The sequence below is a fragment of the Micromonospora sp. DT201 genome (assembly GCF_049841575.1).
In the GTDB taxonomy this organism is placed as follows: domain Bacteria; phylum Actinomycetota; class Actinomycetes; order Mycobacteriales; family Micromonosporaceae; genus Micromonospora.
On the sequence record NZ_JBNCKP010000030.1, the window covers coordinates 46,191 to 57,497 of the forward strand.

Sequence of the window (11,307 nt, forward strand, 5' to 3'; positions counted from 1 at the left end):
AGCATGTCGCAATGGCTCGTCCGACCGCGGTGTCAGAACGTGCGGTCGTACGCCGCCAGGTTCTTGAATCGGTCGACGTCCAGCCAATCGGTGCCGTTCGTATTGATGGCACATCCGGCGCCCTTAAGGCGTTGGACGATCTTGTGGAGGCTCTCGACCGTGCCGTCGAAGTGAATGGTGTTGAGACCGGCCAGGTCGGAGACCGGGCGCAGGGTGCCGATCTCGATGATGACCGTGCGGTCGCGCTGGAGTGCCAGCGCCATGCCGGCCTCCAGCAGGACATTGGGGCGGACCTGACCGGTGAGTTCTCCCTCGAATGCCCGGTCGCCGCGGTCGCGCAGGCTCTCGTGCAGGATCGCACCGTCATCGGGGGTCATCAGGACGACGGCGGCCTGATTGGTCTCGAAGGCCTTGGCGAGGACCTCGCCCATGTACGGCGACGGGCCGCCCGTGGTCCGTACGACCTCCTCCCAGTCCAGCGGGTGCAGGTCGATGGACTGGAGGAAGCGCCACAGCGCCCGGCGTGCCTGCCCGTCCCGGCCGTGGATGACGAAGACGTCGCGGTTGTCGGGCATGAGCGATGACACTCCTGTCGGTTCCGGACGGAGGCGAGACGGGGAGAATAACCCGGGCGGTACGCCAGCGTGGGTGCGGGCTCAGGTCAGCCGTCCGCAGTGTCCGGCCATGCGGTAACCACCCACGGCCCGTAAACGTATGCCGGGCGGCCCGCCCACCGCTTCTGTACTGCGGACAGCGCCGCCGCTGGTGGGACCCCTGCGGCCAGCTCCGCGTGGTAATCGCTCATCAGAGCGGGCGCGGTGGTGTCGTTGACCGGCCACAACGGTGCGGTGACGACTGCGGCGCCGGCCAGCAGGAAGGCGGTCGCGGCGCTCAGAGCCTCGTCCGGCAGGGCCGCGCCGGTGAGCGCGGCGTCGCAGGCGCTGAGTACGACATGGACCCGCCGGCGTGCCGAGTGCGCGCGCAACCCCACGCGGATCGGTGGTCGGACTCGCAGCACCGTCTGCTGCGGGTGGTCGACGTCGACGTCGCAGTGACAGGCCAGGTGCGCGATGTCAGCGGCGAGCAGGCCGTCGAGCACGGTGTCGTCGGCGAACACTCCACCGGTCGCGGCGATGCGGTCAATGCGCGTCACCGCGCCCGCGTGCCGGCGAGCCACCCGTGCCGCCTCGCGACCCGCGGCCGGGATCGGCCGGTCAGCCGGGCTGGTGTCGGCCCACACCACGACTCGGGGCGCGACGGCCGGGGCCTTGGCTGGGGGCTTCCGGCTGGGGGCGGTGGCCCGGATCAGCAGGATCGGGTCGTAGGCGCCCAGCGCGGCTCGTTGGCCCGGTACGCCGCAGGTCGTGAGCGGCAGCCAGGCCAGCCGTCCCAGCGGGAGCACGGCCAGCCGTCCGGCTGTGGCGACCAGCGGCAACAGCGGAGCCACCAACGAGTCTAGGGTCCAGGCGGCGAACTGGTCAGCCGCCTCCAGCAGGATCGGCATCGCGTCCGGGCTGTCCTCGGCACGGCGCAGCGCCTCACGGAAGCGGCTCGCCTGATCCGCCACGGCCGGTTCGATCGCCTGCGGCAGCTCCGCGTACTGGGCGCTCCCGTTCGGCGCGATCAGGACCGCTACGCCGCCGGCTCGGGTACAGCCGAGGAGCAGCACGTGCCGGTCCATGTCTGCGGCTGCCGCCAAGATGCCGGCGAACGACACGGTGTCCGCGTGGATGCCCGTCGCCTCGGCGATCAGTGTCGCCGACGCCTGTTCCAGGTGGACGGCGGCCGCCGCGACATCGCCGGCCCGGACCGCGGCCAGGGCGGCGAGCGCGCCAATGCCCTGCACACCCGAGCGGGCGCGTTCCTTGTCGGGATGCCGTGGCCGCATCCCGGTCAGCGTCCCGGCGGCCTCCAGCGCGGCCCCGAACGCCTGCTCCGCCTCTGGCCACATCCCCACCCGCCAGGCGATGTCACCGAGCCGCCTGCCGGCGACCACCGCCAGATGCGGGTAACCGGCACCGAGCACCTCGTCGAACAGGTCGGCGGCACGTTGCAGAGTTTCCATGTCGGTACGGCCGCGACGCAGATCGAGGTCGAACCGGTCCTGCAGCCGGGCGCCGAGGTTGAACGCGATCGTCGCCGTCATCGACCCCTCGATGTCGTCCTCGGCCCGGCCTGCCGCGGCCAGTGCCTGTTGCAGGCGGTCGATGGCGTGCGACAGCGCGTCCTCCGCGCCGTCCTGTTCCCATCGATCTGTCAGCCACATTGCCCAGTTGTTCAGGTACAGCGCCAGGTCCGGAGAGCCCTCGCGGGTGGCGGCGACGGCCTGCTCGGCGTGCCGTTCGGCGGTGACGAGATCGTCCCGGCTGCCGCGATGGTGCGCCCGAGCCGCGTGGAGGCGGCCCGCGGTGTCGTGGCGCGCCGCGAGGTCCCAGCTGTCGGGTGCGGTTGCCTCGACGGCCTCCTCTGCGAGTGCGACCGCCCGGTCGAGATCGCCGGGTTCGGCACGAAGCTCGAATCGGGCCAGTAGATTGTTCGCCTGGTTATTGGCGACGGTGGGGCGGGTGTCCCGGTCCACGCCCTCGGCCAGCAGGCGATCGAGAAGCCTGATTGCCTCGTCCAGGTCGGTGCTGTCGCCGAGCAGGTCGTAGCGCTCGGCCAGCAGGGAGGCGAGGTTCGTGGCGTACTCGCCGTCACGCCCCTGCCCGCGGACGAGGTCCAGAGCTGCCCGGGCGTCGCCGATCGCGGCGGCGAACCCGGGCTGGTCGTCACGCAGTCGTGCCATGACTGAGCGCACCGTCGACCGGACAGACAACGCCAGGGCCCGATCCGCGTCGACGGTTGCCTCCCGCACCGCGTTCTGGGCGGACACCGACGCCTCGGTGAGGGCGTCCCGCTTGCCGGTCCACTCGTATCGGGTGAGCAGCACCGACGCCAGCAACCGGTGCAGCGCCACCCGGACCGTGGCGGTGGCGGGGCGTCCGACCGTGATCGCGGACCGGGCCAACTGCTCGGCAAGGGCGAGGAGTTTTCGGTCGTAGCGCTGCTCGGCGGCCTCGGCGACCAGGCCGGCCACGTTGACCATCTCGGGACCCGCCGTCGCTTGCTCCAGGCCCGCGGTCACGGTCCGCAACGCGGCGTCGAGCCGGTCTCGCTCGCCGCCGCGCCGCCAGAGCTGCAGGTGGACGCCGGCCAGCGCGGAGATCGCCACCGGCCGCTCCGGATCGTCGGTAGTCGCCGCCATGAGTGCGTCCTCCAGCAGCTGCCGGGCCCGCTCGAGGGAATCCGGCTCGCCGGGCACATCTGATCGTGTGGCGAGGCGGCCGGCGAGATTGGCGGTGGCCTCGAGCCGGGCAGCAGGCGGTGAGGCCGCCCAGACCTGCTCGGCGATTGCGCAGGCTTCCCTGAGGTCGGCGATCCTGCGGTTGCGCCGGTAGCGGTCCATCAGATCGATGCCGAGGTTCGTGGACCGGTCGAGACGCATCCACGCCGGAACCTCAGCACCGAGACCGTCCAGCGCCTGCCGCCGGATGCTGATGGCGTTGTTGAGTTCACCGTCGCCCGCCCACGACTCGGCCAGATCGTCCATCGCCGTGACCCAGGCTTCGCTTCCGGTGGTGGCTGCCCGCACCGCCGCCGCCAACGCCATGCGATCGGGCACCGCGTCCTCCCGCCGTCACGATCGAGAATAGACGGAGCGACGGATACCGGCGAGTCTCCGCGACAATGCCGGGATGGAGGATGCTGACGAGGTGCTGCTGACCGCGCTGGCCGACCGAGTCCGGTCGTTCGTGGAAAATCACGACGGTGCCGCGGTCACCTCCGACGAGGCGCTGTCCGACGCGCGATCGGTGCTGCAGGCCGTGCGGACCGGTCGTTTCGATCAGCAGGGCATCGCCAGAGCGCTGTACCTCGTGGCAGCGCTGCATTGGGCCCGGTATCGAGTGCTACCGCCCGGCCGGCAGGAACTCGACTACCTAGCGGCCAAACAGTTCTTCGGTTACATCGCCCCGCTGTCCCCCGAGCGGGTGCCGCAGCCGCTCTGGCCGGTGCTGGGCCTGCGCCCGGCGGGCGACAGTCCCGATGACCCGGCCGCCGTCGAGCGCCGGATCGCGGCGCTGGCTCAGTGGGGCGCCGCACTGGCCGCACGCTGTCGGCACCGGCCGCAACCCGGCGATGCCGATGATGCTGTACGCGCCTACCGCGAAGCCGTCACGCTGGCACGGACGGCCGGCGACCCGCAGACGTCGGTGCTGGTCGCCAACCTCGCCGGTGCTCTGATGCTGCGGGGCTTCGCGGACCTCGCGGTACTGGATGAGGTCATCGCGTTGATCGACGAGGAGCTGCCCGGCGCGGACGAGCGGGGAACGCACATCCTGTCGTCCAACCTGGCTGTCGCCCTGCGACACCGGTTTCAGCTTACGCGTCGGCACGACGATCTCGCTCGATCGGCGGACCTGGCCCGCCGGCGGGTCGAGCTGATGCCTGTCGGCGACCCCCTACGAGCCGGCGCGCTGTCGACTCTCGCAGTCACACTGGGCAGCCTGTTTGAGATGACCGGGCGGCCGTCGGACCTGACAGCCGCGGTGACCGCAGCGCGAGAGGCGGTGACCGCCCGAGATGCCGACCGCATGAGGCGTGCCGGTCACCTCACCAACTTGGGCAACCTGTTGCGGATCCGCTACGAGCACTACCGGCACCGCGATGATCTCAACCAAGCGATCACGGCGGGTGCCGAGGCGCTCGACATCGCTCGGGACCACCATGAGGCGGCAGCGATGTGGTCGAACTACAGCGCGGCGCTGCGGGAGAGGTTCCGGCTGGCCGGTGATCACGCGGATCTGGAGGCGGCCATTGACGCGGCACGTCATGGTCTTCGTGCGGCACGGGACGGTAGCCCGCACGTCGTGCCGTGCGCCATCCATCTGGGATGCGCTCTGCTGGACCGTTATCACGCTGCAAACGAAGTGGGAGATGTCCGTGAGGCGGTCGACATGCTTCGCACAGCGCTCGCCGCAATCGAACCGGAGCATCGGTTCTACGGCCCGGCGTCGGTCAACCTCGGCATCGGGCTCCGCGCATTGTTCGGATGCACCGGCGATCGTGTCGACCTGGACGCCGCCGTCGACGCCGGCCGAACCGGGCACGCCACCCTGAACACGGATGACCCCTCCCGCGCTCTCGATGCGCTGAACCTAGGCCAATCGCTGATGGCCCGCTTTCAGCAGTCGACGGACCCCGCCGACGCCAGAGAGGCCGCTGCGCTATTCCGGGAGGCCGCCGAATCGGTCGCCGCCCCCGCGAAGCTCCGCCTGGACGCCGCCCGCACCTGGGCGGATCTGGAATCAGATCTGCAGTTCGGCAGCGCACAGAACGTGACCGCCTATCGGACGGCGGTCGAACTGCTGCCTCTTCTCGCCTGGCGCAGCCTGCCGACGACCGAACGCGAGAATCTTGTGGGTGCGTACGCCGGCCTGATCGACGACGCGGCCGCCGCCGCGACCGAGGCGGGCCGCCCTGAAGAGGCCGTCGAACTGGTCGAAGGTGGCCGCGCAGTGCTGTGGGGGCAGTGGCTTGCCACCCGCGGTGACCTCTCCGAGGTGGTTGCCGCGTCCCCGGAGCTGGGCGCGCAACTGCAAGCCCTGCGTACGGTGCTCGACCGCGACCCCGGTGGGTCTCCCGCCGACCCGCGAGCCCACGAGCAACGGATGACCGCCGCCCAAGCGTGGGAAGCTGCGGTGACACGGGCACGTCGGCTACCGGGTCTTTCCCGCTTCCTCAGGCTGCCGACATTCGAGCAACTGCGTGCCGGGCTTCCGGACGGCACCACGGTCGTTGTCACCGTCAGCCGGCACCGCTGTGACGCCCTGCTTCTGACCAGATGCGACGGCGTACGGGTCGTCCGGCTGCCCGACCTGACCTTCGACGACGCGTACGACCTGACCAACGACCTGCTGCGCGCCCATGAGACGGCCGACGCCGGCGGTGACCCGGCCACCCACGAGAAGGCCGTCACCACGACGCTGTCCTGGCTGTGGCGGACCGTGGTCGCCCCGGTGCTCGCCGAGATAAGCCCACCTGGGCCCGACCACCGCGTCTGGTGGTGCCCCACCGGCCCGTTGACATTGCTTCCGCTGCACGCCGCCAGCAGCATCGACGGCCGGGAGAGCGCGTTGGACCGGGTGGTCGCGTCGTACACGCCGACGGTGCGCGCACTGACCGAGCGCCGCGAGCCGGAAGCCACGACGTCGGTCACCGATGTCCTCGCCGTGATCCAGCCAGCGACTCCCGGATCGGATCCGTTGCCCAACGCCGTCCGTGAACTCGACGCGCTGCGTGAGCTGACCGGCGGAGATCTCACTGAGCTGGTGGGCGCGCGGGCCACGCGCGCAGCGGTCGTCGCGCAGGTCGCTGAGCACCGGGTCGCGCACTTCAGCTGTCACGGCGTACAGGATCTGCGGAATCCCGGCCGCAACGGGCTCGCGGTGCACGACGGATTTCTCACTGTGGCGGATCTGCGCGCCGGTGCGCCGGCGCTGCGCGGTGACCTTGCCTTCCTCTCGGCCTGCAAAACGGCCGTCGGCGGGGTTCGGCTGCTGGACGAGGGGCTGACCGTCGCTGTGGCGCTGCACCACGTTGGATACCGACGCGTCATCGGTACGCTCTGGTCGGTGTCCGACCGGCGGGCCGCCGAGGTCAGCATCTCCGTCTACCGGCGCATCGTCGTGGCCGGCCGGCTCGACTCCTCCGCGTCCGCCCGTGCCCTGCAGGAGACGCTACGCAGCCTGCGCAAACGCTTCCCGAGGAATCCGAGCATCTGGGCGTCCTTCGTGCACATCGGGGTGTGAGAGCTTCGCCGGTCAGGCTCCGAACGTTGCAGGCGTGTACCCGTCACCCACGATGGTCAGGCCTGCCCACAGGATCGGCGGAACCGTGCGATATCGGCTCAGATAGCCAAGCTGCACAGCGCGCAAGGCGTCGACCGGCGCAAGGCCATCCGCCAGCCGCTGGTAGAAGGCACCCATCAACGTGGCCGTTCTCGTTCCGGCAACGTCAACCGTACCGGCAAGCACCCAACGTGCACCGGCCAGCAGCGCCGCAGTGGGCAGGCCGAGCGGTTCCTGCACTCCGCGCAGATCGAGCCGCCCGGCCCAGCATCCCGGCATCAGCACCCCGTCCGGCAGCCGGCAAGTGAGCAGCTCCGCCGCGGTCAGCGGGTCGCCCGGTGCCAGCAGCAGCGCCTGACCGAGCCCGCTCGCAGCGGTTCCGTGCATGCTGAGCAGCAGCCCCGCCGAACCGCCCGCATCTGCCAGGGCCGGACGTACGGCTGTGCGGGGCAGGAGCCGCGCTCGCGGGAAGGCCTTTTGTAGCAACTTCCTCTCGCGCTGCGTTCCGGGCAGATCGGGGTCGAGGTACGCGCAGAAGCCCGAACCGGTACGCGGCGCCCGCCCGCGCAGGGAGGTCCACAGCGTGATGGCCGGAACCACGACGATGCGGGCTAACTCCGCCAGGTAGCGCGAGCCCAGTCGGACCGCGGCCAGCGGCACCGGGCCGAGAAGCCCACCGGTCGACACGACCAGCGCCGGTTCCTCGCCCGCAGCGAGCACCTGCGCCAGTCCCGGCGGGATGATCGCCGCTCCCAGAGCGGCCAGCTCGGCGTCCTGGACGACCGCGGCCACGCCGGGCTCAGCCGCGTGGTACCGGTCTAGCCAGGACCGTAACTCGTCGCTGATACGTACCTCGTCCACCCGTGGGGTGCCGTCGGGCGGCAACCAGACCCGGCTGCAAATCGTGGACTCGTCCTCCAGCACGTCGACGATGAGCGCGTGCCCGCCCGGTGGCAGCGTGGCCAGGGTCTCCGCCAGGTCGGCCGGTTGCGGGGTGACCGCGCGGCGCAGCTCTGTGGTGGTCGCCCGCTCTAGCCGCCGGTACAGCTCAGGCAGCTGCGGGGTGTCACGCGCCAGGGCGATGGCATCGACGAGCTCGCGCAGCTCATCGCTGAGGCGTGCGCCGCTGTGCACGAACGCGGATACCGCCTCGGCTCGAGCCGCCGTCGCCACGGCGAACGCCGCCGGACCGTCGCCCGCGCGTGCGGCGCAATGCATTGCAAGAATGTAGGCTTGCCGCTGATCCCGGTAGAAGGTCTCGCGGTCGTCCGGGTCGGCCAGCCGGCGGCCGGCCTTCTCGGCGAGAGTGAACGCGATGACCGCGTGATCCCGGGCGGCCAGCACCTGGTCGTCGAGGATGAGTTGATACGCAAGCTGGTAGTGCGCGATCGAGGCGGCGCTCGGGTCCCGATCGGCGTCCAGCGGCAGCACCGCCTGTTCAAGCAACTCGATGGCCGAGGCCCGGTCACCACGATCGCGGGCCACCATGGCCCATTCCAGAGCGGCCTGGGACAGGTCGCGGGCATCAGGGTCGTCGCCGTACGGCAATGCCGCCAGCCGGTTCTCCGCCGCGTTGAGACGGCCGGTCAACCGGTCGAGCCGGGCCAGGTAGATCTCGCAGAGCATGCGATTGCCCGGCTCGCCGTCGCCGAGACGCAACGCCTGCTCGAACCGGCGGCGCGCGTAGCCGGCCGCGCCGGGATCCTCCGGCACGTCGAGCAAACGCATCTGCCCGAGTCGCCGCGCGGCGTGCGCCGCGCCCAACGCCCTTCCGGCCCGCAGATATTGGGCGAGGGCCCGCTCGTACGCCCGGCGTGCGCCCGCCGCGTCACCCACCTGTTCCAGCACCGCACCGAGTTCCCGCTCGGTGTTGGCCACCCCGATCCTGCGACCGAGTCCGGCGTACCGCTCCCGGGCTTCGGCCAGCGATTCGCGGGCCCGGTCGAAGTCCCGGGCGATACGCGCCGACACGGCGACGCGATGACAGAGATCGGCCCGTAGCTGCTCGGTCCGGTCCGAGGGCGGACAACGCCACAGCACCTCCGCGAGCTCGGTGAGCCGCTCTCGTGCCTGCAGAAATTGGTAGCGCTGATGGGCCACCGCGGCCCGCTGTGCCAGAACCTGCCCCGCCCGCAGCCAGTCGTTGTGGTGTGCCGCAACCTCGCCGGCCTGCGCCAGCAGCTGTTCTGCGTCCGCGAGCCCTCCGTTATTGCGTTCCAGGATTCCCGCCTCCAGCAACGCCTCAGCCCGTAGGTCCCACAGCCGGTCGTCGGCGGCAGCCAGAGCGATCACCTTCCGGTAGCCGGTGGAGGCCTCCGCCCGATGTCCCTGGGCAGCGAGCAGCCAGCTCCACTCCAGTAGGATCCGAGCCCGCGTGAGGGGCGCAAGACCCTCGCAGTCGACCCACAGGCGCAGCAGCCGTTGCGCCTCACCAAGCTCATGCCGGTCGACATGTGCAGCGGCTGCGCGCCACGCCATGAGCGCTTCGTCGTTCATGGCAGCCACCTCCGGTCGCCGCTCGCGGTGTTGCTCGACGACATCCACGAAGCGTTCCTCACCCTCGCCCGCGGCATCATCTGCTGGCGCCGAGTACAACGCTCAAACAGTTAGGAGCTCTAAGGACCGGGCCTCCGGGCTCCACCTGCGGCTGAGGATGCAGCGTCGATCGGCTGTGAGTCGCCGGCACCACCCATCGTCAGCCGGTTGGCGCTCGCTATTGCGGCACCAGTTGCACGCTACCCTTGATGGCGATTATGGATGTCCGGTTGTCGTCGACCCACCGACACGAACCCCCATGCCTGCGGCCAGCGTGTAGCGATGGGTAGGGGCGCGCCGTTCCGTTGGTGACGGGTGTTCTGCTGATGGGGGAGCGGGACGCGCTGGACTGGTGACGCCCTGTCGGCCCCCCGTTTACCCCCCGAAAACCCCGCGTGTGGTTGACAACCAGTGACAAGTAGCGGTGACCGCTTGATCATGTCTGCGCAGCTCAGCGCCTACTTCTGACAGTCAATGACAAGGTTGGGGTGGCTACGGACGGTAACAAGGGGTCGTCGGTTCGAATCCGGCCGTCCCGACGCAGGTCAGAGGGCTGATCCGGAAATCGGGTCGGCCCTTTCGCCGTTTTGGGGACCAAGATCAGTCAAGTTGGAGTTGGCCTGGCGCTGCTTGACCGTCGGTCAAGCTTCAGCGGCCAGTGCGACCAGTGCGGTTGATTGCCGAATTCTTCTCTTGCTGTATCAAGGCGGCCCGCAAAGCGGGCCGCGCCGGCCCGGCCCCGGCCTGCTGGCGACCTCTGGCCGGCATCGGCCGGGCCGGCCGGCCACGCTTGGGGACGACGCGATCAGAAGACCTCGGGGCTCCGCCCCGGACCCCGGACCTCCTCAGAGATGCCGCCGCGGATCCCCTCACCGGGCACCACAAGGGCTACCAGCCTCCCCGGACGGGGACAAGGTCGTTCGGCTGGTGAGGCGCTCCACCTTGTCCCCGTCTGGGGAGGCTGGACGGTCTGCGACTGCCCGACGAGGAGATCCGCTACCCAAGCCGTATCGTTCCTGGCACGACTCGCCTTCTGCCCCTATGACCATGGCAGTAAGCGGGCAGGATCAGCACGGACAGCGGGGCTGCATGGGTGGTGAAATGCGTTGGTGATTGGGAACTACCGGGAGCTGTTCGCGGCGGTGCGTAAGCGACCGCACATGTACATGCCCCGGGGAGACTTCGCTAGTGTCGTTGCCTTCGTGGAAGGCTGCAACCACGGCAACGACTTCAACCTGCTCACTGGCCTCCAGAAGTGGCTGGTGACCCGTGCCGGGTGCGGGAACAACGTGGTCTGGTGGCACCTGGTTCTTCGGCTGACGGATCCGGAAGGCGCGACGAGCCTGGGGGACATGGACCCCGAGACTGATGCACGAGCCATCGAAACGCTGTTTCAGTGCTTGGACGACTTCCTGGCGCTGCGCCAGGAGCATGACGGGCTGAGCAGGATCCACGCAGCCCATCAGGCGTGGCTCGACGCCCGCGATCTCAACCACTGCCTCGCTTCCGGGGCACAGGCGTGCCCGGTCGTCGATTGGCCGAAGCCGCACGCCGGGGACCGCCGTGGGCCTTCCACGGGCCAGTAGTCACGAGGATGGACGGGCACGAGCGGGCGCGAACCGTAGCCGCATGGCCGCCGCGACTAGGCGTTTCGGGCATCACGACCGGTTGATTGCGCTCTTCCAAGTTGACGGTGCACAGGTTCACCGGCGTGCAGGGCCCCACCAGGTAAGCCAGTGGCCTTGTGGATCCCGGTCTGGAGAGAATGACCCCGTGCGGGACCTGCAGGTTGTGGTCGATCGGTTCATCCCTCTTGGTCAGGATGGTGTGAGACACCCCGTGTGAGTTGGGGGTGCTGACCTGAGGACGGGGATCGGAGATCCTT

5 protein-coding genes are annotated in these 11,307 nt (G+C 70.0%); 2 read left to right on the forward strand and 3 right to left on the reverse strand.

All coding sequences use genetic code 11. From position 1 onward, the window contains the following. Window positions 1-32 precede the first annotated feature (32 nt). Together ACLQ28_RS31590 and ACLQ28_RS31595 are read right to left on the reverse strand one after the other, a co-directional pair. A complete protein-coding gene (locus tag ACLQ28_RS31590) occupies window positions 33-575 on the reverse strand; it encodes a TIR domain-containing protein (RefSeq protein ID WP_425689912.1) in 543 nt (180 codons plus the stop codon). 86 nt (window positions 576-661) lie between these two features. Then, entirely contained in the window at window positions 662-3,661 is a 3,000-nt protein-coding gene (locus tag ACLQ28_RS31595) for a CHAT domain-containing protein (protein WP_425689913.1), read from the reverse strand. Between the two features lie 73 nt (window positions 3,662-3,734). Here ACLQ28_RS31595 and ACLQ28_RS31600 point away from each other — a divergent pair, with 73 nt between their 5' ends. Beyond that, complete coding sequence (locus ACLQ28_RS31600; RefSeq protein WP_425689914.1) at window positions 3,735-6,848, forward strand: CHAT domain-containing protein; 3,114 nt, start codon at window positions 3,735-3,737, stop codon at window positions 6,846-6,848. A 12-nt stretch (window positions 6,849-6,860) separates the two neighbouring features. Here the strand turns inward: ACLQ28_RS31600 and ACLQ28_RS31605 are convergent, their stop codons facing one another. Continuing rightward, window positions 6,861-9,383 (reverse strand): CHAT domain-containing protein, encoded by a 2,523-nt coding sequence (locus tag ACLQ28_RS31605; RefSeq protein ID WP_425689915.1) that lies wholly within the window; start codon window positions 9,381-9,383, stop codon window positions 6,861-6,863. Window positions 9,384-10,531: 1,148 nt separating this feature from the next. Here ACLQ28_RS31605 and ACLQ28_RS31610 point away from each other — a divergent pair. After that, a complete protein-coding gene (locus ACLQ28_RS31610) occupies window positions 10,532-11,008 on the forward strand; it encodes a hypothetical protein (protein ID WP_425689916.1) in 477 nt (158 codons plus the stop codon). Window positions 11,009-11,307 lie beyond the last annotated feature (299 nt).

Bases quoted from the DNA above. Each gene is read 5' to 3' on its own strand.
- ACLQ28_RS31590 (WP_425689912.1), bottom strand. From the start codon at position 575: ATGCCCGACAACCGCGACGTCTTCGTCATCCACGGCCGGGACGGGCAG.
- ACLQ28_RS31600 (WP_425689914.1), top strand. From the start codon at position 3,735: ATGGAGGATGCTGACGAGGTGCTGCTGACCGCGCTGGCCGACCGAGTC.
- ACLQ28_RS31605 (WP_425689915.1), bottom strand. From the start codon at position 9,383: ATGAACGACGAAGCGCTCATGGCGTGGCGCGCAGCCGCTGCACATGTC.